The following is a 24,405-nucleotide window of genomic DNA, read 5'->3' on the forward strand; positions in this document are numbered from 1 at the left end:
AAATAACATTCGGTTAGCATTTTGTTATATCTTTGTTTGTTAAAACGAAAACGTTTTCTTAAACGTATTTTCTTGTTTATTGTGCTAAAATTTAAATATTTACTTGAATAATTTATTTCAAAATGGAACAAAAAATTAATGAGTTTATGGCTCTAGTCGAGTCAAAAAATCCAAACGAGCCAGAATTTCTTCAAGCCGTTAGAGAATTTGCAGAAACGGTAATTCCATTTATTGCAGAGCGAAAAAAATATGATGGAAAAAACTTACTTCTTAGAATTGCTGAGCCAGAACGTTCTATAATTTTTAGAGTTCCATGGGTAGATGACAAAGGAGAAATAATTGTAAACAGAGGTTTTAGAATTCAAATGAACTCTGCAATTGGACCATACAAAGGCGGAATCAGATTTCATCACACTGTAAACCTATCAGTTTTGAAATTCCTAGCTTTCGAACAAGTTTTCAAAAATAGTTTGACAACACTTCCTATGGGTGGTGGAAAAGGTGGTTCTGATTTTGACCCTGAAGGAAAATCTGATGGTGAAATCATGCGTTTCTGTCAATCATTCATGACAGAATTATGTCGCCATATTGGTCCTGATTTAGATGTGCCTGCCGGAGATATTGGTGTTGGTGCAAGAGAAATTGGTTATTTATTTGGTCAATATAAAAGAATAAGAAATGAATTTACAGGTGTTCTAACCGGTAAAGGACTTGCATATGGTGGTTCATTAATTCGTCCTGAAGCTACAGGATATGGAGTTGTTTATTTTACAGATCAAATGTTGCGTACTATCGGACATGAAATTAAAGGTAAAAGGGTAGCAATTTCCGGATTTGGAAATGTGGCTTGGGGAGTTGCTTTAAAAATAAATGAATTAGGTGGAAAAGTAGTTACTATTTCCGGACCTGATGGATACATTTATGATGAAGAAGGAATCTCTGGAGAAAAAATCGAGCATATGGTAGAGATGAGAGCAACTGGTGATAACAGAGCCGAAGTTTATACTAAGAAATATCCAAACGCTGTTTTTCATAAAGGGAAAAGTCCATGGGAAGTAAAAGTTGATATCGCTATTCCGTGTGCTACTCAAAACGAATTGACAGGCGAAGATGCTAAAAAATTGATCGATAATGGTGTTTTATGTGTAACCGAAGCTGCAAATATGCCTTCAACATTAGACGCTATAAAATTATTCCTGGATAATAAAGTTTTATTCGCGCCAGGAAAAGCTGCAAATGCCGGTGGAGTTGCTGCATCTGGTCTTGAAATGACACAAAACTCAATTCGTTTAAACTGGACAAGCGAAGAAGTAGATTTGAGATTAAAAGATATTATGGTTGGAATTCATAACCAATGTAAAAAATACGGAATGGGCGAAGATGGCTATGTAAACTACGTAAAAGGAGCAAACATTGCCGGATTTGTTAAAGTTGCCGATGCTATGCTTGCGCAAGGTGTAGTTTAATTTTTAAATATAATTTTCAAAAGCCCTCATTTTCTTTATGATAAATGAGGGCTTTTTTATTTTAGCCACGAATTCACGAATTAAATAATGAAAAAATTCGTGAAATCGTGGTGGATAATTATAAGGAAAATCATTTTATACAGAACAAAATTCAAATACTTTGGTTTGTAGTATATTTGCCTATCCGAATATATTTAATATGATGAGAAGGTTTCTGTATATTTTGTTTTTTATTTTTATGCAATTAAGTTTTGCACAGAATACTTTATCGTGGCAAGGTTATTTTTCATTTAATGAAATAAAAGATATTTCAGAAAGTTCAACAACTGTTTTTGCTGCTTCAGAAAATGCTTTGTTCTCTAAAAGCAATATTTCAAATACTGTTAAAACAACCACTACAATTGATGGACTTTCGGGACAAACAATTTCGGCAATATATCATAGTGAAACTTTCAAAAAGACAATTATAGGTTACGAAAACGGGATGATCATTGTAATCAATGAAACTGACGGAAGTATAATAAAAAAAGTCGATATCATTAATAAACAATTGGCCGCCAATATTAAAAAAGTCAATCATTTTATGGAATATAATGGCTTGATTTATGTTTCATGTGATTTTGGTATTGTACAATTTAATTTAACTACTTCTCAGTTTGGTGATACTTATTTTATAGGCGATAACGGAGCCGAAATTAGTGTAAAACAAACCGCATTTTTTAACGGATTTATTTACGCAGCAACTTCCAGCGGTATTCGAAGAGCAAATAGTACAAGTCCTAACTTAATTGACTTTAATCAATGGGGCATTGTAAATTCCGGCGACTGGTCAAGCGTTGAAGCGCTGGATACAGAACTTATTGCAATTAATTCAGTTGGATATATTCATCGATTTAATTCAAATACATTTATTGGGTTTTTACAGCTTTCGCAGCCTTCTGCGGATATGAAAGCAGAAAATCATAATTTGTTTATTACAACAGCAAATTCGGTTTATGTTTATAACAATAAAATGGTTTTAAATCGTCAAATAACCAATACTCAGGTTTTAGATAATGCCTTAAGTTTTACTTGTGCAACAGCTGTTGGAGATGTGATTTATATCGGGACAAAAGAAAGTGGATTATTTTCTTCAACTCTTTCCGGAAATTCAGCTTTCGAAAATATAACACCAATTGGGCCGGTACGAAACAGTATTTTCTCATTAGATGTTAGTCCAAACAGTGTTTGGGCTGTTTATGGAGATTATGATTTGAGTTATAATCCTTATCCTTTAGATAGTTACGGTATTAGTAAATACAATACTTCAGGCTGGTTAAATATTCCTTACGAAGATGTTTTTGATGCAAAATCAATGTCTCGTGTTATTATTAATCCGAATAATGACAATCAGGTTTATGCAAGTTCCTTTTTCTCAGGTCTATTAAAATTAGAAAACGATACTCCGACTATTTTATATAATGAAAAAAACAGCAGTCTGGAAAGTTTAAAAGTTGATAATTATAATGTTGTAGACATTCGTGCCAACGCAACAGCTTTTGATAAATCAGGAAATTTATGGATAACAAATAGCCGGGTTAAAAATGGTTTAAAAGTTTTAAAAACAAACGGACAATGGGGCAGTTACTCGCTGGCAACGATTCTTAATAATGTTGAAAACAATTCTTACGGCGGGCTTGTTGTAGATAAAAATAATACAAAATGGATCGCTACTTACAGAGAAGGAATAGTGGGTTTTAACGAAACTACCAATACCTTAAAAAAAATGACTTTTGGTACCGATGTTGGGAATTTACCTTCTGTAGATGTTCGTGCATTGGCTGTTGATACTAAAAACCAGTTGTGGATTGGAACCACAAAAGGATTACGGGTTTTGTCAAACGTAAGCAGTTTTCAAACAGAAAGTCAGTTAACGGCAAATGCAATCATTATTATAGATGATAATCTGGCTCAGGAATTATTGTATGAGCAATTCATTACTTCGATTGTGGTCGACGGAGCCAATAATAAATGGATTGGAACTTCAGATTCGGGAGTTTTTATGGTTTCACCAAACGGCCAGGAAACGAAATATCATTTTACTATAAATAATTCACCTTTACCAAGTAATACCATCAACGATATAAAAATCAACAGTACAACCGGAGAAGTTTTTATTGCAACCAATAAAGGATTAATTTCTTTTGGCGGTATTGCAACAGGTGCCAACGAAGATCTGAATAGTGTATATGTATACCCAAATCCGGTACGTCCGGAGTTTACGGGAACTGTAAAAATTGCAGGTTTGCTGGATAAAGCCAATGTAAAAATTACCGATATTACCGGAAGTTTAGTTTACGAAGCAACTTCGGCAGGAGGAACAATTGAGTGGGATACAACAGCTTTTGGAAGATATAAAGTGGCTTCTGGCGTGTATATGATTTTTATTTCTGCTCAGGACGGTGGCGAAACGAAAGTGAAGAAAGTAATGATAATTAGATAATGTGGAAATGGAGATAATTAGATAATTATTTGGATTAAATAATCTAATTAATGACTACAATCAAAAGTCTAATATATTAAGAAGTCTAATAATCTAAAATCTAAAATCTAAAATCTAAATTGTTAGTCAAAACCAAAGCAATTGTTATTTCAGCATTAAAATTTCAGGAAAAAAGTTTGATCGTAAAATGTTTTACACTTTCAAGCGGACTGAAATCTTATTTTGTGCGTGACGCTTTTTCAAATCGAAAAACCAGTCAGAAGATTGCTTATTTCCAGCCATTTTCGATTTTAGAAATTGAAGCTGTTCATAAGAACAAAGGCACGCTTGAAAATTTAAAAGAAATAAAAACGGCAGTTCCTTTTCAAACCATTCATACCGACATTGTAAAAAGTACTATTGTAATGTTTCTTTCAGAAATGCTGCATCATTCTATTCAGGAAGAAGAAAAAACGAATCACTTTTTGAATTTTTAGAAAGCGCCTTAATCTGGTTTGACCATCACGACGAAGTTTCCAATTTTCATTTAATCCTACTTTTAGAGGCAACAAAATATTTGGGTTTTTATCCGGATGTTTCCGAAATTGATTTGCCTTTTTTTGAAATGAACGATGGCATTTTTACACTTTTTCATGGAATAAATGCCTTAACGGAGCATGAAACAAATCTGTTTAAAAAATTAATTGACCTAAAATTTGACAACGATCAAAGGGTATTTCATGTGGTTGAAAGACAAGTCTTACTAAAAGTTCTAATTGACTATTATAGTTTTCATTTAGAGGGATTTAAGAGGCCAAAATCGCTAGATGTTTTGAGGGAAATTTTTTCTTAATTAAACTATAATTTATATATATTCGCAAACGATTAGTGAGATCAAAAATTTGCCCATACTTAATTTATTAATTTTATAAGCTAACAACTATGAAGAAAATTACTTTTTCGATTATTTTGCTTTTCTTAGTTGCCTTTTCGGCGACTGCTCAAAGAAAATACGATGAAATAATCACAACAGAGAACAGTGTACAGGATATTGTTCAAAACGAAATAACAGGAATTGTTGTTTTTAAAGAAGGTGGAACTGTAAAAGGTTTAGATCCTGAAACAAAAAAAGTTGTCTGGACTTTAACGAAAGAAGATTTTGGAACAATTACGTCTAAAGATATATTAACTGATCCAGATTTTGGAAACATGTTCAAAGACAAAAGAGACTTAACAACCGTTTCGGGAAGTCCTTATGTTGAAGCTTATATCAATTCAAAGTATTTAATTATTAATACAGATACAGGAAAAGTTGTTTACAATTCTTCTAAAGAATCTTTCTGGGTATTTCAATCAGATTTTATTCCTGAAACTAATGAATATCTTCTTACTTTGAAAAAAGACGGAGATATGGCAATTGCTTTATTGGATATGGCTACAGGGGAACTTAAATGGACTACAACTGTTGACAAAGCAAAAGCAATGATTAGTTTTTCTTTGAAATTATCTGCTAATACCAACAAAGCAAAAATTCACGGAAATACTGTTTATTATTTACTTTACGGTAATTTGTATTCTTTTGATAAAGAAACGGGAAAATTAAACTGGAAAGCAGCTGAAGAATATACAAAATTCTATGAAACTCAAAATGACAAAAATATTGTTGTAGTGAACGCTGCAGGTTTATTTTCTAACAAACAATATTTAAATGTTTTAAGTACAGATGACGGAAAAAGTATCTGGAAAGAATCTATCAAAACAAAACAAGTTGTTTATTTAGAAGATTGGGGAACAAAATTATTGGTGGCTCACAATAGTGGTTTTAACTTTTTTGATTTAAAAACAGGAGAAAAAATCTGGAAAAAAGATGCACGTGGAGATGGATTGAAAAGAGTAATTCCTATCGATCAGGATTTCTTGTATGTTGCAGAAAATGAAATGATGCTGATCAATAAAGACGGAGAAAAACTTTGGAAAAAATTCATCGAAATTTCTGATGACAAAGAAGATCCAATTTATTACTTAGGTAAAGTAGGTGAAAAAGTAATGTACTTAACTGGTACTTACGGAAACATGGTTGATTACAAAACCGGAATTAAACTTTGGAAACGTAACATCAATTTTGATAAAAGCCGTCCGGTTTTACCAACTTACGACGAAGCAACAAACTCTTACTTAGTTTACAACGACGAAAAATTATACAAATTTGACCCAAGCATCAGCGATAAGCCAGAGCCGTTTGCTAAAGTAAACATAAAAAAAGAAAAAGAATTAAACAGTATCGAATTATTCCCTTGGGGAGTTGTTCTTTCCGGCCCAGTTGAAGTAATGGGAGTTAATCTGGACGGAACTGTAAAATACCACCACGTATACACACAACCAGGCGAAGGAACAAGACGTTTACTTAAAAGTGCTGCCATTGCAGGAAGTATTGGTTTAGGAATTGGTTCTGGAGTAAGTGCTATACAAGGTTCTGAATTAACAATGACATATCGTGATTCTAACGGAAACATGAGATCTACTGTTGTTAGAGAAGAGAATTCATCAAAAATGAAACAATCAAGAGATATGGCAGCTGGTTCAGCAGCTTTGGGATTGGTAGCGGCTAAATTTGACAAACGTTTCAACGCAATGAAACAAAACAGAGATTACTCTTATATTTTTGCAAAAGCAGATACAGGAGAAAAAATATTAGTTAAAGTGAATAAAGCTGACGGAGTTGAAGTTGACAAAATTATCTTCAACAACAACAAACCACTTTATGAAATAGATCCTGCGACACAAAACATTTTTTATGTTTCAGACAAGTCTATTCAAATCTTCAACAAAAAATAATAATAAACATATAAAAGCCATCAGGATTTACTTCTGATGGCTTTTTTTGCCTATGAAAAAAACTTTACTCTTTATTATTCTGCTTGTAATTACCTCAATTCAGGCACAAGAAAAAATAAATTCAAAAAAGAAGAAATTTTATATACCCGTAATAAAATATTCAGAATTTCCTGTTCTTGATAATGCTCTAACGCAAACCACTTTTTATCAAATGGATAAAGAGTTGATTCAAGAGGAGATTATTTTAAAGAAAAAATATTTTCACATAGATGGTTTTATAAAAGATCCTGCAAACGGAAAACTAAAAATTTTCTTGACCGTTGCGTTGCCTAAGTTCAATGCAACGAAAGTAGATAGTACGTTTGATAAAAAAGAAACAGCTGGGAATTTCAGGTTTATTCTAATTATGATGTAAGAATAAAAGTGGATGCTAAGTGTGGAGATAAAATTTTATTTACTCAGGATTTTAATAGTACGGAATCACATATAGTTGGAGGTATGTACGAAAAAGGTAAGGTGAAACTTGCTGTTGAGCTAAGTAATAAAAGAAGTGCACAAGCTGAAAAAGACGGTGATTATACAGCAGAAGAATTAGGGATAGATCATATCATTTTTAGTTCTGTCGACAGAATTCAGAATTTTCTAAATTATAAATTGGCTTATTATGTAGACGAAGCCAAAATAAAATTTGAATTTGTAACTTCTAAAGGGCATTCTGAATACAACCAAATGTTGGCATTTGAGAACGAAATAACGGCTCAGATGGAAAAAGTGACCCTGGAAAAAGGTTTAGATGAAAAATTGCTGACACCACATTTGCAATATCTGGAAAGCTTGCTGGTTAAATACCCTCCTTCGCCTGTAAATGAAAACATCCGCTTTATTGTAACCAACAATTTGGCTGAGACTTATTTTTTACTTGAAAACAAAGAAAAAGCATTAACGTATGCCAATTTACTTGTCGAGAATGACAAACAGGATTCACGAGGATCTTCGATTATTAAAAAAGTAAATAATGGTTATTTTGCGGATAAAAAAATAAGAAGCCATACCACCCGTTTTGCCGATCTTAAAAAATTAGGTGTTAAAATTGCCGAGGAAAAAGAAGAAAAAAGATTAGCTTTTTTGAAAAAATATCGCAACAAGAAGCAGAATGGGAAGTTGAAAAGGCGGCCAGAGAAGCAAGCGTAGAGAAAGCAAGAATGCAAAGATTTAATATGCTTGATTCGATTCCGTATCAGCTAAATGCTAATTTACTGTCAAAAGTGGTTGCTAATTTAGGAGGAAGTGAAGCCTTAAAAAAAGTCGAAAAAGCACATTTGTTTTCGAAATTAAAAATTGAAGGAAATAATGTATCTCAAACAGAAGAAAAATGGGCAACCAACTCGAATTATCTTCTTAGAAAAAAATGCCCGAAAGCTATTATGAAATCGTTAATGGAGCCGAAGCCTGGAGCCATGACGATCGCGAAAGCGGATTAAATGCAAAATGGACAAAATTAACACCGTATGATTTTGGCAATTTGTCTAAAAATGTAGACTTAATAAATTTCCTTACAGATCTAAGACTTGATTTGTGGAATAATTTTGAAGTTCTGCAAGATGAAATGTACGAAGGAAGAATGTGTTATCATTTGAATTATTTTGAAAAAACGTTAAGTACGGGCAACAGAACAATTCCTAAAACAGATTATCACGTTTTTATTGATAAAGAAAATTTCAATATCGTTTCTACCGAAAAAACTGAATTTGATAACGGAAACAAGAGCTTTTTTGAGAAAAAACTTTTTGGAGATTATCGTCCGGTTGCAGCATTAAATTCTGGAAAAATTCCGTACAAAATCAATTATGAAATTGAAGATTTTAACGGAGAAACGATTTTTCAGGAACAAAGGGAGAAAATTGAAATTAATCCTGTTTTTGGAAATCGAATCTTTATGAAAGAAGTATATTTCGGCGGATTTAAATAATTGTTACTATCCTGTTACGGATATTTAGAATCGATTAGTTTTTGGTTTATTTGCTCAAAGTTTTGAGAATAATACCAGAAACTAATCGATTCTTTTGTTTTTGTATTTATTATCTCAACAAAAGTTTGTGAAATTTCAAGAAATTGGCGGTCAATAATTCAAAATTTCTTACTTTCGCACCTCGTTTAAGAAAAGGATAAAATGAGTACAAAATTTACTGAATACAAAGGACTTGACTTGCCAACAGTAGCGTCAGAAGTTCTTGATTTTTGGAAGAAAGAAAATATATTTGAAAAAAGTGTAACAACCCGCGAAGGCGCAGAGCCTTATGTGTTTTTTGAAGGTCCGCCTTCAGCAAACGGATTACCGGGAATTCACCACGTGATGGCACGTGCAATTAAGGATATTTTTGCAGATATAAAACTCAAAAAGGTTTTCAGGTAAAAAGAAAAGCAGGTTGGGATACACACGGATTACCAGTAGAATTGGGTACCGAGAAAGAATTAGGAATTACAAAAGAAGATATTGGTAAAACAATTTCTATCGAAGAATATAACGAAGCGTGTAAGAAAACCGTAATGCGTTATACCGACGTATGGAATGATTTGACCGAAAAAATGGGGTATTGGGTAGATATGGAAGATCCGTATGTAACTTATAAACCAAAATACATGGAATCGGTTTGGTGGCTTTTAAAACAAATCTACGATAAAGGTTTGTTGTACAAAGGATACACCATTCAGCCTTATTCTCCAAAAGCCGGAACAGGATTATCTTCTCACGAAGTAAACCAGCCTGGAGCTTACAGAGACGTTACAGATACTACGATTGTAGCACAATTCAAAACTTTGCCAGAAACATTGCCAGGCTTTTTACAAGGTTTTGGAGATATTCACATTTTGGCTTGGACGACAACGCCTTGGACATTGCCTTCGAATACTGCTTTAACAGTTGGTCCAAAAATCGATTATGTTTTAGTAAAAACTTTCAATCAATATACTTTTGAACCTGTAAATGTTGTTTTGGCTAAAAATTTAGTTGGAAAACAATTTGCGAAAGGATTTTTTGCAAGCGAAGACGATGCTGATTTCGAAAAAGTAAAAAATGGCGACAAACAACTTCCGTATAAAATTTTAGCGGAAGCGAAAGGAATTGATTTAGTTGAAATTCGTTACGAGCAATTATTACCTTACGTATTACCTTATCAAAATGCTGAAAATGCATTTAGAGTAATCGCCGGAGATTTTGTAACTACAGAAGACGGAACAGGAATTGTACATACAGCTCCAACTTTTGGTGCTGATGATGCTAAAGTTGCAAAAGAAGCAACTCCGGAAGTACCGCCAATGTTAGTTTTAGACGAAAACGGAACTGCAGTTCCTTTAGTAGATTTACAAGGAAAATTCACTTCGCATTTAGGAGAATTGGCCGGTAAATACGTTAAAAACGAATATTATGATGCGGGTCAAGCCCCAGAGCGTTCTGTGGATGTTGAGATTGCGATTCGATTAAAAGAAGAAAATAAAGCCTTTAAGGTTGAAAAATACGTACATAGTTATCCACACAGTTGGAGAACTGATGAACCGTTGTTATATTATCCACTAGATTCATGGTTTATTAAAGTAACCGATGTAAAAGATAGAATGTTCGACCTGAACGAAACTATCAACTGGAAACCTAAGTCTACTGGTGAAGGACGTTTTGGAAATTGGTTAAAAAATGCCAACGACTGGAACTTATCTCGTTCTAGATATTGGGGTATTCCGTTGCCAATTTGGAGAACTGAAGATAAAAAAGAAGAAGTTCTTATTGGTTCTGTTGAAGAATTATACAATGCGATCGAGAAATCTATCGAAGCAGGTTTTCAAAAAGAAAATCCGTTTAAAGGTTTTGAAATCGGAAACATGTCTGAGTCAAACTATGATTTAATCGATTTACACAAAAATGTAGTTGATGAAATTACGTTAGTTTCGGCTTCAGGAAAACCAATGAAACGCGAAAGTGATTTAATTGATGTTTGGTTCGATTCTGGAGCAATGCCTTATGCACAATGGCATTATCCTTTTGAAAACAAAGACAAAATCGACGAGAACAAAGATTTTCCTGCAAATTTCATTGCAGAAGGTGTCGATCAGACTCGTGGATGGTTTTATACGCTGCACGCTATCGGAACTTTGGTTTTTGATAAAGTAGCTTATAAAAATGTAGTTTCGAATGGTTTGGTTCTGGATAAAAACGGACAAAAAATGTCGAAACGTTTAGGAAACGCGACAGATCCTTTTGAAACAATTGCAGAATATGGTCCTGATGCCACACGTTGGTACATGATCTCAAACGCAAATCCGTGGGATAATTTAAAATTTGATATTGAAGGAATCGCTGAGGTGCGTCGTAAATTCTTCGGAACATTATACAACACTTATTCATTCTTTTCGTTATATGCCAATATTGATGGGTTTAAATACGCAGAGGCGGAAATTCCGTTAAACGAAAGACCTGAAATCGATCAGTGGATTATATCTGAATTGCATACGTTAATAAAATTTGTTGACGAATGTTATGAAGATTATGAGCCAACAAAAGCAGCAAGAGCCATTTCTGACTTTGTTCAGGAAAACTTAAGTAACTGGTACGTTCGTTTATGTCGTCGTCGCTTCTGGAAAGGTGAATACGCACACGATAAAATCGCAGCTTATCAAACGCTTTATACTTGTTTGTTAACTATAAGTAAGTTAAGCGCTCCAATCGCTCCTTTTTTCATGGACAAATTGTACCGCGATTTAACGAGTTCAACGCAAACTGAGCAATATAGCAGTGTTCACTTGGCTGAATTCCCAAAATTTGTCGAAAACTTTGTTAATAAAACGTTGGAAAGCAAAATGCAGAAAGCACAAACCATCTCATCTTTGGTTCTTTCATTGCGTAAAAAGGAAATGATAAAAGTGCGTCAACCTTTGCAAAAGGTAATGATTCCGGTACTTGACGAGAATCAAAGAGCTGAAATTCTAGCTATTTCTGACTTGGTAAAGGCAGAGGTAAATGTAAAAGAAATCCTGCTTTTGGATGATGATTCAGGAATCCTGGTAAAACAGATTAAACCTAATTTTAAAGCTTTAGGGCCTCGTTTTGGAAAAGATATGGGATTGATTTCTAAGGAGATACAAGCTTTTTCTGCAGATCAGATCAATGAATTGGACAAGCAGGGAACGCTAGATATTGTTATTGCTGGAAATAACGTAACTTTATCATTAGAAGATGTCGAAATAACATCTCAGGATATTGAAGGTTGGCTGGTTGCAAATTCAAACGGAATTACAGTTGCGCTTGATATTACAATCTCTGAAGAATTGAAAAATGAAGGAATCGCGAGAGAATTGGTAAACAGAATTCAGAATATCCGTAAAGATTCAGGATTTGAAGTTACTGATAAAATTAAAGTTCAAATACAAAGAAGCGGTCTTTTAGAAGAAGCAATTCTTAAAAATGAAGACTATATTAAGTCTGAGACATTAACAGATGACTTGGTTTTTGTTAACGCTTTAGAAAACGGCACAGAAATTGAGTTTGATGATATTAAAACAGTGATATTAATTTCAAAATAATAGAAATACCATGATAGATGAAATTACAAGATACTCTGACGCTGATTTAGCAGAGTTCAAAGAAATAATTCAAAATAAAATACAAAAAGCACAAGCCGATCTGGATTTAATAAAAAGTGCTTACATGAATGATTTGAATAACGGAACAGATGATACTTCACCAACTTTTAAAGCATTTGAAGAAGGAAGTGAAACAATGTCCAAAGAAGCGAACTCGCAGTTGGCTATCAGACAGGAAAAATTCATCCGTGACCTTAAAAATGCTTTATTCCGTGTAGAAAATAAAACATACGGTATTTGTAAAGTAACAGGTAAACTGATCAGCAAAGAAAGGCTGAAAATCGTACCTCATGCAACAATGAGTATCGAAGCAAAAAATCTACAACGATAATATATAAGAACGCTCCTTTTAGGGGCGTTTTTTGTTATTATATAAAGTAAAATTGCTTTTGGGAGAAGTCTGCCTTGAAAAAAGAGATCAGACTTTGTTTAATTCGTTTTAATATGAAAGAATTAACGTTTCGTAATGAGGGTTTTTTTGATTAAATTGTTACTTTTGCGCATCAAAAAATCATAAAATGTCATTACGAAAAGCGTATTTCCTCATATTTTTAGTTTTACTTGTTGATCAGATCTCGAAAATCTATGTAAAAACCAATTTTATTTTAGGCGAAGAAGTTGAAGTTTTTAATTGGTTTAGAATCCATTTCATTGAAAACGAAGGAATGGCATGGGGAACAAAAATTCCTGGCGAATACGGAAAGCTAATTTTAACTGTTTTCAGAATTTTTGCAGTTTTTGGAATCGGGTATTGGCTGGCAGATTCTATTAAAAAACGTCACTCCACTTATTTGATCGTTTCCATCGCATTGATTTTTGCCGGAGCTGCCGGAAACATTTTAGATTCTGTTTTTTACGGAGTTATTTTTGATGACAGCACAAATAATTTAGCAACACTTTTTTCTCCACAACCATATGGAACATGGTTTCATGGTTTAGTAGTCGATATGTTTTATTTTCCTATCTGGGAAGGAAATCTTCCAGCCTGGCTGCCATTTTTTGGAGGTAAGCACTTTATGTTTTTTAATGCTATTTTTAATGTTGCCGATATGGCGATTTCTACAGGAGTTGGTATTTTGCTTGTTTTCAATAAAAGAGCATTTCCGAAGAATTAAATTTCAAAAAAATCAAATTCCAAATTCCAAAATTTGAAGTATTAATTACATACAAATATTGGGATTTGGAATTTTTATTATTGGATTTTGTGTTTACTACATAGTTGTTGGAATTTGGAATTTGATTTTTTTGGGATTTGTTTTTAATATTAATGTCCTATTTTTACAATATTAAAACCAAACTTATGCAAAGTCCGTCTTTCTCTATATATGATGCATCTGCCGGTTCGGGAAAGACCTATACTTTGGTTAGAGAATATCTGAAAATTATCCTTTCATCCCCAAAAAATGACGCTTATCGTAATATTCTGGCAATAACTTTTACGAATAAGGCGGTTCACGAAATGAAAAGCCGTATTGTTGGCAGTTTGTCTGAATTTACAAAAGATACACCTTCGGCGAAAGCCATGGATTTAATGGAAGATTTGTCTCGTGAAACTGGACTTTCGATAATTAAAATCAAAACAAAATCTCAAAATATTATAAAGCACTTAATTCATAATTATGCTGCTTTTGATATTTCTACCATAGATAAATTTACGCATAAGGTAATTCGTGCTTTTGCGCATGATCTAAATTTGCCAATGACTTTTGAGGTTACTTTGGATACCGAAAATTTATTGGTTGAAGCTGTAGATGCAATTATTGCTCAAGCCGGCCAGGATGAAACACTGACAAAATTATTGATCGATTTTACGATGGAAAAAACCGACGATGATAAAAGTTGGGATGTTTCGCGTGAAATTCTTGAAACAGGAAGATTAGTTCTCAATGAAAATAATCGAAATGAAATTTCTCATTTTCACGATACTTCAATTGAAGAATTTGTCGCCATCAAAAAGAAAATGTCGGTTTTATGTGGCGATTTAGAAAAAGAAAATGCTGATTATGCTTTAGAGCTTCTTTCGTTAATTGAAAAAAATGGAATTGATTTGAAATCATTTTCAAGAGGAACTTTTCCAAATCATTTAGAAAGTATACGCGATGGAAAATTCAATCCGAGAAATAAAACATTTCATGAATTTGATGATATTGCAATTAATAAAACAGCCAAAGACAGAACATTAATTGAAAATATAATTCCTGAGCTGCTTCAAACTCTGGATAAGGTTTATAAAAACTTCGAAAAAAGAGATTTTTATAAAGCATTCTTAAAAAATATTACGCCACTTTCATTGCTAAATACCGTTAGTAATGAACTGGCCAAAATACAATCAGAACAAAATATTTTATCAATTTCAGAATTCAATGCCATAATTCATCGCGAAATACAAAATCAGCCAGCGCCTTTTATTTATGAGCGTTTGGGGGAGCGTTATCGTCATTTTTTTATAGATGAATTTCAGGATACTTCAGAGATGCAATGGCAAAATTTAATTCCGTTAATTGACAATGCACTTTCTGGCCAGGATGATTTAGGAAATAAGGGAACGTTGATGATTGTGGGAGATCCTAAACAATCAATTTATCGCTGGCGCGGAGGAAAAGCAGAGCAGTTTATTGAATTAAGTAAAGATGTAAATCCCTTCAATAACCCGGATAAGTTAATCAAACATTTAGATACGAATTACCGAAGTTATAGTGAAGTAATTGATTTTAATAATGCTTTTTTTAAATTGATTTCGACTGAATTTTCTAATGAAGATTATAAGGATTTGTACGAGAATCATAGTTTTCAGAATTCAAATTCTAAAAAAGGCGGTTACGTAAATATTTCTTTTCTTCCAATAATTGAGAAAAGTGATTTTGGAGATGACGAAGATGTTGTTGAAAAATCAGATTTGTATGTTCTGGGAACTTTAAACACTATTCAGAATGTTCTTCGTGAAGGTTTTGAATATCGGGATATTGTGATTTTGACTCGAAAAAGAGATCAGGGAATTGCGATTGCAAATTATTTAACAGAACAAAATATTCCGCTTTTGTCATCAGAAACGTTGATGATTCAAAATGCGACAGAAGTTCGTTTGATTGTTCATCTGCTAAAATATCTTAACAATAGTATCGATCTGGAGGCAAAAGCTAACTTCCTGCATTTTTAGGAAATACAAAAGAAATTGAAATGCCAATTCATGATTTTATCGCACAGGGAATGGCTCAAAGATTTGAAAATGATTTCGAAAAATGGCTTTTGTCATTTGATGTTTCGCTTTCATTTGAAGATATTCGAAAAAAATCACTGTACGAAGCTGTAGAGATTATCATTTCTAAATTTGTTCTTCCTTCAGAAGGAAATGCTTATGTGCAATATTTTCTGGATATTGTTTTGGAACGTGATATTCGAAACCAAGCCGGAATTGCTGATTTTCTGAGTTATTGGGATAAAAATGCGCATAAATTCAGTATCCCATCTCCGGAAGGAAATAATGCTGTTCGAATTATGACTATTCATAAATCAAAAGGTTTGGAGTTTCCTGTCGTAATTATGCCCTTTGCAGAAGAAGATTATAGTAGAAAACCCAAAGATAAATTATGGCTTGATGCCGAAGATGCTGATTTAGGCGTTCCAAAAGCTTTGATAGATAATAGCAGTGCAGTTGAAGGTTTTGGCGAAAGTGCTTCGGCAGTTTTTAATCTGAAAAAACAAGAAGAATTACTGGATAATATTAATGTCTTGTATGTAGCATTAACTCGTGCCGAGGAGCAACTATATGTAATATCCCAATCCTTAAACGAGAAAAAAGATGGAGAATTTCCAAATAATATGGCTTCTTTCTTTATTAAATATTTGATGCATAAAGGAATTTATGACTCAGAAAAATTAGAATACAAATTTGGAGATAGAAAAAGACTTTCTATTTCAGGTGAAGTATTGAATTTGGTTAAAACTATTCCTGTTGTTTCAGAAGTTTTAAATCCTAAAAATATAAAAATTGCACAAAGAGAATCCTTAATGTGGGGAACACATCAACAGGAGGCTATATCTTATGGGAATATAGTTCATGAGATTTTAGCTTTTATAAAAGATAAATCAGATGTTGATTTGGCGGTGACAAAAGCATTAGAAAATGGTTTGATAAATTTTGATCAGTCCGAAAAGGTTTTGCAGACACTTCTGGAAATAGTAAATCATCCTGAATTGAATATTTGTTTTGATGGAAAAAATAACATTCTGAACGAACAGACAATCGTGCAAAAGGAAGGGAAGATTTTAAAGCCGGACCGAATCGTTTTAACCCAAAACAAAGAAGCATATTTGTTGGATTATAAAACCGGAGCAATAAATTCAAAATACACACAGCAAATTCAAGAATACCAGGATGCAATTGAGGATTTAGGATACAAAGTGTTAAAAAGGGCATTAGTGTACATCGGAACCGAAATCGATGTGGTAAATTTGTGATAAAATTAATCAGGTGTTAAGAGTTTAATGAGGTTAACTTGTTAATTTTTAACATATTAAATATATTAAAATGTACGGTAAAATTAAAGAGTATCTGCAAAGTGAGCTGCAGACAATTGAAGAAAACGGGATTTTCAAAAAGAAAGAATTATAACATCTGCACAAGATGCAGAAATTACAATTTCGACAGGAGAAAAAGTTTTGAACTTTTGTGCCAATAATTATTTAGGACTTTCTTCGCATCCGGATGTTGTTCAGGCTGCAAAAGATGCGATGGATACGCATGGATTTGGAATGTCGTCTGTACGTTTTATATGCGGTACACAGGATATTCATAAAACATTGGAAAAAAAGATTGCAGAATTTTATGGTACCGAAGATACGATTCTATATGCAGCAGCATTTGATGCTAACGGTGGGGTTTTTGAACCTTTATTGGGAGAAAATGATGCCATTATTTCTGATAGTTTAAATCATGCTTCTATTATAGATGGTGTACGCTTGTGTAAAGCAGCCCGATATCGTTATGAAAATAGCAATATGGGAGATTTGGAACAACAATTAATTAAAGCCAATGAAGCTGGTGCCCGTTTTAAATTAATTGTTACCGACGGTGTTTTCTCAATGGATGGTCTTGTGGCGCCTTTGGATAAAATTTGCGATTTGGCAGATAAATATGATGCAATGGTAATGGTTGACGAATGCCACGCTGCCGGATTTATTGGTGCAACAGGAAAAGGAACTCTTGAAGCAAAAGGTGTAATGGGTAGAGTCGATATTATCACTGGAACTCTGGGTAAAGCATTAGGTGGTGCGATGGGAGGATACACTACTGCGAAAAAAGAAATTATCGAATTGTTGCGCCAACGTTCGCGTCCTTATTTGTTTTCAAATTCACTTGCTCCGGCAATTGTTGGAGCTTCCATTAAAGTTTTTGAGTTACTAGAGAAAGATACTTCCTTAAGAGATAAATTAGAATGGAATACCAATTATTTCAAAGAAGGTATGAAGAAAGCCGGTTTTGATATTATAGATGGTGATTCTGCCATAGTACCTGTTATGCTATATGATGCAAAGTTGTCACAGACAATGGCTAATGAGCTTTTGAAAGAAGGAATTTATGTAATTGGGTTTTTCTTTCCGGTTGTTCCTAAAGATAAAGCGAGAATTAGAGTTCAATTATCGGCCGCTCATACTAAAGAACATTTGGATAAAGCAATAAATGCTTTTATATCAGTAGGAAAAATGTTAAAAGTTATATAATTCCCATTTTAAATAATTTTTGTAGGTTTTTTTAACATTTCATTTTGTATTTAAAAAATTTGGTGTTACTTTTGTCTGTAATTAACTAAATTGTAATTAAAAAAATTAAGTATGAAACATCTTAACAAACTTTTAGTTGCTGTGATGATGGTGATGGGGTTAACTTCTCACGCGCAAGACAGTAACAATCCATGGGCTATCTCTTTTGGAGTTAATGCCGTAGACACTAGAACCAGTTCTGGTGCTGGAAGTGGATTCTTTGATCAACATTTTTCGCAGCCATTTGCTGTAAAAGACAACTGGAATATTCTTCCTTCTTTATCTTACATTGGTGTGTCTAGATACGTAGGGAGTGGTTTCTCTGTAGGTTTACAAGGGTCAGTAAACAAAATTGACAAATATGTTACTTTTGCTCCAACTGCTCCAGGGCATGACAGTAGAGGTAATGTTGTTACTAATCCTGGTGATTTGATGTATTATGGAATTGATGCTACTATTAAATATAGCTTCCAGGAATTAATCAAATCTAAAGTAGTTGATCCTTCGTTATCTGTTGGTGGAGGTTATACTTTCTTTGGTGATAGTAGCTACGGAACAGTAAATCCAGGTGCTGGAATTACTTTCTGGTTTACAGATGCTATTGGTCTTGAACTTGCTTCAAAATACAAATGGGCAGTTAGTGGAGATAGACAAGATGCTGCTGGTGTTCCAGATGCTCCATCTCATTTCCAACACACTGCAGGTCTTATCTTCAAATTCGGAGGTAAAGATACTGACGGAGACGGAATCTACGACAAAGATGATGCTTGTCCAGATGTTGCAGGTTTAAAACAATTCAACGGATGTCCTGATACTGACGGAGACGGAATTGTTGACGCTAGTGATGCTTGTCCAGATGTATTTGGTTTAGCTGCATTAAACGGATGTCCTGATACTGACGGAGACGGAATTGCTGATAAAGATGATGCTTGTCCAGATGTTGCTGGTTTAGCTGCTTTAAAAGGTTGTCCAGATGCTGACGGTGATGGTATCGCTGACAAAGATGACAAATGTCCTACAGTTGCTGGTCCTAAAGAAAATGGTGGTTGTCCTTTCTTAGACGCTGACAAAGATGGTGTTTTAGACAAAGATGATGATTGTCCTACAGTTGCAGGTCCTGCTTCAAACAGAGGATGTCCAGAAGTAACTTCTGAGGCTTTAGAAGATCTTAAAGTTCAAGCTAGAGCGGTTTACTTTAACTCAGGAAAAGCTACTTTCAAAACAGGAGACAAAGAAACTCCAGCTAGATTAGATGCAATTAAAGAAATCCTTAAAAACTATCCAAATGCAAAATTCAGTGTTGAAGGGCATACAGATAGCGATGGTTCTGATAAATTGAATCAAAAACTTTCTGAAGATAGAGCTGCTGCTGTAATGAATGCTTTAATTGAAAGAGGAGTTAACGCTGATAACTTAGTATCTAAAGGTTTTGGTGAGTCTCAACCAGTTGCAAGTAACAAAACTGCTGCAGGTAAAGCACAAAACAGAAGAACTGAAATCAAACATATTGGTTCTAAATACCAAGGTAAACTATAATTTACTTTGTAAATAATACAGAAAAGCCATTCTTAATTGAATGGCTTTTTTTATTTTTATCAAATGATAAATTCTTCTTTTCTCGAAAAAATAGCTAATGTTATAATTCAGAATTATTCGGCTAAATTGGCGGAAACTACTATTATTCTCCCAAATAAAAGAGCAAAAGTTTTTTTAATAGAAGCTCTGAAAAAAGAAACTAAACAAACTATTCTTTCTCCGGAAATTATTAGTATTGAAGAATTTGTTCAGGATGTGGCTTCAATCAGATCTGTTGACTCTATCGAACTTCTGTTTGAGTTTTATGAAGTTTATCTTTCTGTAACAGAAAAACAAAATCAACAGTCGTTTGAATTGTTTGCTAACTGGGCCAAAACTCTTTTGCAGGATTTTAATGAAATCGATCGTTATTTATTAGAGCCATCTCATGTTTTATCTTATCTGAAAGATATTGAAGACATTAAAAAATGGGGAATCGAAGTTGAAAATAAAACTAAGCTTTTAGAAAATTACATTGATTTCTGGAAACTTCTTCCGCTTTATTACAATTCATTGTATGATCATTTATTAAATAAAGCAATTGGTTATCAAGGTTTAATTTACCGCGAAGCAGTTAATAATCTAAATCATTTTTCGAATACTATTTCAAATCGTGTTTTTGTATTTGCGGGTTTTAATGCTTTGAATGCAGCTGAAGAAAAAATTGTACAGCATCTTTTGGCTCTTGATCAGGCTAAAATTTATTGGGATGCTGATCAAACTTTTTTAAATGATCCATATCATGATGCTGGTTTATTTGTAAGACGTTTTAAAGAGAACTGGAAATATTATAAATCAAATCCTTTTGAGTGGATTGTAGATGATTTTTCTCAATCTAAAAACATTCAGGTAATTGGAACTCCCAAGACTATTGGGCAGGCTAAATTGGCTGGTAATATTATAGATAGCATAATAAAGGAAATGCCAGAAACATCTCTTGATAAAGTTGCAATTGTTTTAGGTGAAGAAAATTTATTAATGCCGGTTTTGTATGCTTTGCCATCTTCGGTTGGAGCATTAAATATAACAATGGGTTATTCGGGTAAAAATAATCCATCGCAAATATTAATCGCAAAATTGTTTAAGATGCATACTAATGCGCTTTCCAGAAAAGGGGAGAGCTATGTGTTTTATTATAAAGATGTACTTGATGTTTTAACACATCCATTAGTTGAGCCTTATGCAAATGCAAACAATTTAGTAAAGATTATTAAAGAGAATAATTACACTTTTATAACCCATAGCAGACTTATTGAACTTGGATCTAACCCTACGGCTTTATTTCAGCTATTGTTTCAAAAATGGGAAAGTGGTGCAGTTGCTGTTTTGGAGAATATTTCGGCACTTTTGCTTTTGATAAAAGAAAATTTTAGCAACGATAATGAAGAAGAGAAAATTGCTAAAGCTTTTGTTTATGCAATCTTTAAGGTAATCAACAAATTGATTAATTATTATTCTAAACATCACCATATTGATAATATTGATACTTTGTATGCCATTTACAAACAAGTTATAGACGTTGCCGAAGTTTCTTTTGAAGGAGAACCGCTTCGGGGACTGCAGATTATGGGGGTTCTGGAAAGTCGTGTTTTAGATTTCGATACAGTTATCGTAACTTCTATGAACGAAGGGAAATTTCCTGCCGGGAAATCCCAGAATTCATTTATTCCTTATGATGTCAAGAAAGAGTTAGGTTTGCCAACATTTAAAGAAAAAGACGCTATTTATACCTATCATTTTTACCATTTATTGCAAAGGTCCAAAAACATTTATCTTATATATAATACCGAAAACGACGGTTTGGATGCCGGTGAACGCAGTCGTTTTATCACGCAATTGGAAGTTGAAAAACAACCGAAGCACAATCTTACTTTTGATATTTATAATCCGGCTTTGCCCACAACGGCATATCAACCGATGGTGGTTCCGAAGTCTGAGGCAGTGATGGAGCGTTTAAAAGAAATTGCATTGACGGGTTTTTCTCCTTCGGCTTTAACAAGTTATATTCGAAATCCGATTGATTTCTATTTTCAAAAAATTCTGCGGATTCGGGAAGTCGAAGAAGTTGAAGAAAATATTGCTCTAAATACTCTTGGAACTATAATTCACGAGACTTTAAAAACATTGTATGAGCCATTTATTGGTAAATTTATTTCAGAGAGCGATATTTCAAATTGCTTTAAATTATTGGATAATGAAGTTTTAAAGCAATTCAAATTAGTTTATAAAGAAGGTGAAATTAAAAAAGGCCGTAATCTTCTGGCTTTTGAAGTTGCAAAACGAAATGTTTCTAATTTTCTGAGAATGGAATTAGAATCAATTCAAAATGGAGATGCTGTTCAGATTATTGCTTTAGAACAAACTTTTGGTCGTGAATTCAATCATCCGAGTTTGCCTTTCCCGGTTTTAATTAAAGGAAATGTCGATAGAATTGAATTGCGTAACGGAAAAATACGAATTATTGATTATAAGACCGGAAAAGTAGAAAAAACAAACGTTATACTGAAATCGTGGAATGGATTGACAGAAGAGCTTAAAAACGACAAAATTATCCAGGTTTTGGCTTATGCGTTTATGTTTGAAAATGAAATGAAAGATATTCCGATTGAAGTTGGAATTATTTCGTTTAAAAATCTAAAATCCGGATTTCTTCCTTTTGGTTTTAAGGAAGATAAAGAACTTACAATTACAATAACTCCGGAAATTCTCAATAATTATTTAGAAGAAATAGCTTTACTTTTAAATAAGATTTTTGATATTAATATTCCTTTCGAAGAAAAAATCCCTTAAACAGTTTTTGAAATTATTGATTTGATTTTAAGCTGTACTAATAAGAAAAAGCTGTTCCAATACTATTGAAACAGCTTTTCTTGATTTTTATTTATTAAAAAAATCAGCGAGTACAATTTCCAGTTCTTCCTTATTTTCAATATGACTCATGTGCCCGTCTTCAAAAGAAACAAGTTCTACGGTTGTATCTTCGATTTGGGCAAGGCTTTCCTCATAATTTAGAACGGGATCTTTCTTGCCTAAAACGAGTAAAACCGGAAAAAGATTTTTTTGTAAAAGAGTCTCTCTGTCTTTTCTTATTTTCATTCCTTCAAGCGAAGCTACAATTCCTTGCAAAGGCGTTTTTAAAGCTTGTACTTTTGCTTTTTCAATTTCAGAAGCAAAACGCGTTCTGTTGTTTTCACTGAATAAATTTGCAATTGCAAGGCTAACAAAATTTACATAATTCTGTTTTACCGCTTTAATGGCCCGCGTTCTGTTTAGTTTTTTCTCGGCGCTGTCTTCTTTCGAAGTAGAATTCAATAAAACCAATTTCTGGATCTTTTCCGGGTATAATTCAGCGAAAGCCAAAGCAACATAACCTCCCATAGAATGACCAACAATAATCGCTTTTTCAATATTTAAATGCTCTAAAATCTGGTTAACAGCATTTGCATTTTCTTCCATTTCATGTACATAGCCCAGACACTCTGTTTCGCCGTGACCTAATAAATCGATGGTAATTGCACGATATTTTTTTGAGAAAAGAGTAACATAATCCTGCCACATTTTTTTGTTTTCCAAAAAGCCGTGAAGAAATATAATTGCTGTTCCTTCGCCAGAATCAGTAAAGGATATTTTGGTATTTTTATATAGGATATTTTTCAAAATGATAATTTAAATTTTAAAGTACAAATATAAGAAAGCACAGGCTGTGTAAGAAACATATATGCTATTGAGTTAATATTTATTCGATAGTGATATCATTTTTATTATAGTATAAATGGTTTGAAATAAAAAAACGGCTTTCATTTCTGAAAGCCGTTTGTAAATCGTATTAATTTAAAAGCGATTATCGCCATCCAAAAGATTTCCGAGTCCGCCTAGCAAGCTTCCTTCGTCACGGTCATTTCCACCTGATCTCGGTGCCGATGCAATGATTCTGTCAGCTAATCTGCTAAATGGTAAAGATTGGATGTAAACAACACCAGGGCCTTTTAAGGTTGCATAAAACAAACCTTCTCCTCCAAAGATAGAGTTTTTGATTCCGCCTATAAATTCAATGTCATAATCGACATCTTTGGTAAAACCAATAATACAACCCGTATCCACTTTTAAGACTTCACCTGCCGCTAGTTCTTTTTTTGCCATTGTTCCGCCAGAATGGACAAAAGCCATTCCGTCTCCTTCTATTTTTTGCATAATGAAACCTTCTCCACCAAATAATCCGCGTCCTAATTTCTGAGAGAATTCTATTCCGACAGAAACACCTTTGGCAGCACATAAAAAGGAACTTTTTTGACAGATAAATTTACCTTGAAATTGAGTTAAATCAATCGGAAGGATTTTTCCGGGATATGGGGATGCAAACGAAACTTTGCTTTTGCTATTTCCTTGATTTAAAAAAGCCGTCATAAACAAACTTTCACCAGTAAGAACTCTTTTACCTGCGTTTAAAAGTTTGCCAAACAAACCTGAACCTTGTTGTTGAGAACCGTCTCCAAATATAGTTTCCATCTGGATATTGTTTTCCATCATCATAAAGCTCCCAGCCTCGGCAATTACAATTTCCTGCGGGTCTAGTTCAATTTCGACGTACTGCATTTCTTCTCCAAAAATCTGATAATCTATTTCGTGCGCTTGCATAATTTCTAATTTTTTGTTTTTAAAATTAGACTAATAATACTG

13 protein-coding genes and 4 pseudogenes are annotated in these 24,405 nt (G+C 33.4%); 15 read left to right on the forward strand and 2 right to left on the reverse strand.

What is annotated here, in order from left to right; genetic code table 11:
• The first annotated feature begins 122 nt into the window (after nt 1–122).
• The 15 genes and pseudogenes from gdhA to ACZZZT_RS04285 all read left to right on the forward strand — a co-directional run bounded on the left by gdhA (nt 123) and on the right by ACZZZT_RS04285 (nt 22,518).
• The gene (gene gdhA, locus ACZZZT_RS04215) at nt 123–1,466 is read left to right on the forward strand and encodes an NADP-specific glutamate dehydrogenase (RefSeq protein ID WP_042565514.1); all 1,344 of its coding nucleotides are present in this window, start codon (nt 123–125) and stop codon (nt 1,464–1,466) included.
• 202 nt (nt 1,467–1,668) lie between these two features.
• Entirely contained in the window at nt 1,669–3,948 is a 2,280-nt protein-coding gene (gene porZ / locus ACZZZT_RS04220; RefSeq protein ID WP_463462379.1) for a type IX secretion system anionic LPS delivery protein PorZ, read from the forward strand.
• Between the two features lie 119 nt (nt 3,949–4,067).
• Nucleotides 4,068–4,780 (forward strand): annotated as a pseudogene (recO, locus tag ACZZZT_RS04225) (DNA repair protein RecO).
• Nucleotides 4,781–4,869: 89 nt separating this feature from the next.
• Nucleotides 4,870–6,762, forward strand: coding sequence for an outer membrane protein assembly factor BamB family protein (locus ACZZZT_RS04230; RefSeq protein ID WP_042565517.1), 1,893 nt, complete (start codon nt 4,870–4,872; stop codon nt 6,760–6,762).
• Between the two features lie 52 nt (nt 6,763–6,814).
• Nucleotides 6,815–7,177: a hypothetical protein gene (locus ACZZZT_RS04235; protein WP_463459514.1), complete on the forward strand. Its 363-nt coding sequence runs from the start codon at nt 6,815–6,817 to the stop codon at nt 7,175–7,177.
• Nucleotides 7,178–7,185: 8 nt separating this feature from the next.
• The gene (locus ACZZZT_RS04240; protein ID WP_463459515.1) at nt 7,186–7,953 is read left to right on the forward strand and encodes a hypothetical protein; all 768 of its coding nucleotides are present in this window, start codon (nt 7,186–7,188) and stop codon (nt 7,951–7,953) included.
• Between the two features lie 11 nt (nt 7,954–7,964).
• On the forward strand, nt 7,965–8,243 hold the full coding sequence (locus ACZZZT_RS04245) for a hypothetical protein (protein WP_463459516.1): 279 nt from the start codon (nt 7,965–7,967) through the stop codon (nt 8,241–8,243).
• Nucleotides 8,171–8,731 (forward strand): hypothetical protein, encoded by a 561-nt coding sequence (locus tag ACZZZT_RS04250; RefSeq protein WP_463459517.1) that lies wholly within the window; start codon nt 8,171–8,173, stop codon nt 8,729–8,731. Before ACZZZT_RS04245 ends, ACZZZT_RS04250 begins: the two co-directional genes overlap by 73 nt.
• Nucleotides 8,732–8,932: 201 nt before the next feature.
• Nucleotides 8,933–12,333: pseudogene (ileS, locus tag ACZZZT_RS04255) on the forward strand (isoleucine--tRNA ligase).
• Between the two features lie 10 nt (nt 12,334–12,343).
• Nucleotides 12,344–12,724: a TraR/DksA family transcriptional regulator gene (locus tag ACZZZT_RS04260; RefSeq protein ID WP_026983623.1), complete on the forward strand. Its 381-nt coding sequence runs from the start codon at nt 12,344–12,346 to the stop codon at nt 12,722–12,724.
• A gap of 187 nt (nt 12,725–12,911) precedes the next feature.
• Complete coding sequence (locus ACZZZT_RS04265) at nt 12,912–13,508, forward strand: lipoprotein signal peptidase (RefSeq protein ID WP_463459518.1); 597 nt, start codon at nt 12,912–12,914, stop codon at nt 13,506–13,508.
• Nucleotides 13,509–13,693: 185 nt separating this feature from the next.
• Nucleotides 13,694–16,851, forward strand: a pseudogene (locus tag ACZZZT_RS04270) (UvrD-helicase domain-containing protein).
• A 70-nt stretch (nt 16,852–16,921) separates the two neighbouring features.
• Nucleotides 16,922–18,114 (forward strand): annotated as a pseudogene (gene kbl / locus ACZZZT_RS04275) (glycine C-acetyltransferase).
• Nucleotides 18,115–18,225: 111 nt separating this feature from the next.
• Nucleotides 18,226–19,689, forward strand: coding sequence for an OmpA family protein (locus ACZZZT_RS04280; protein WP_463459519.1), 1,464 nt, complete (start codon nt 18,226–18,228; stop codon nt 19,687–19,689).
• 63 nt (nt 19,690–19,752) lie between these two features.
• Nucleotides 19,753–22,518: a PD-(D/E)XK nuclease family protein gene (locus ACZZZT_RS04285; RefSeq protein WP_463459520.1), complete on the forward strand. Its 2,766-nt coding sequence runs from the start codon at nt 19,753–19,755 to the stop codon at nt 22,516–22,518.
• A gap of 87 nt (nt 22,519–22,605) precedes the next feature.
• On the opposite strand, the gene ACZZZT_RS04290 is transcribed toward ACZZZT_RS04285, so the two are convergent.
• Both ACZZZT_RS04290 and ACZZZT_RS04295 read right to left on the reverse strand, forming a co-directional pair.
• Nucleotides 22,606–23,385: an alpha/beta fold hydrolase gene (locus tag ACZZZT_RS04290; protein ID WP_463459521.1), complete on the reverse strand. Its 780-nt coding sequence runs from the start codon at nt 23,383–23,385 to the stop codon at nt 22,606–22,608.
• 174 nt (nt 23,386–23,559) lie between these two features.
• On the reverse strand, nt 23,560–24,363 hold the full coding sequence (locus tag ACZZZT_RS04295) for a TIGR00266 family protein (protein ID WP_073397516.1): 804 nt from the start codon (nt 24,361–24,363) through the stop codon (nt 23,560–23,562).
• Nucleotides 24,364–24,405 lie beyond the last annotated feature (42 nt).

This window comes from Flavobacterium sp. AC274, from assembly GCF_979258275.1.